The following is a 327-nucleotide window of genomic DNA, read 5'->3' as shown; positions in this document are numbered from 1 at the left end:
ACCAATCTAGATGCCCGCACGGAGCTGATGATGGGCTCGCTCCAGGGCGGCTTAACCTTCCAGAAGGGGCTAGGCGCTATTCATGCACTCTCACACGCCTTGGGAGGACTGCGTGAGTTACAGCTACATCATGGCACCCTCAATGCCATTTTTCTGCCTAGCGTTATGCAAATCAATCGCGATGCGGTGCCTGAAAAAATTCGCTGCATAGAAACCGCACTGAAGATCCAAGAAGGAGGTTTACCCACTGCTCTTGCCGATCTCAATACACAGTTGGGAATCCCCAAAGGGCTCCGCAGTTTGGGCGTCAGAGAGAGCCATTTCGAT

General features: G+C 52.9%; 1 protein-coding gene. It reads left to right on the top strand.

Annotated features, from left to right (window positions below):
* The coding region (locus CIK81_RS17900) for an iron-containing alcohol dehydrogenase (RefSeq protein WP_114347299.1) at positions 1–327 on the top strand (327 nt) is incomplete at both ends.

Origin of the sequence: Brachybacterium sp. JB7 (assembly GCF_003335205.1) — a bacterium.
In the GTDB taxonomy this organism is placed as follows: domain Bacteria; phylum Actinomycetota; class Actinomycetes; order Actinomycetales; family Dermabacteraceae; genus Brachybacterium; species Brachybacterium alimentarium.
This window is presented reverse-complemented; position numbering and strand designations above follow the sequence as displayed.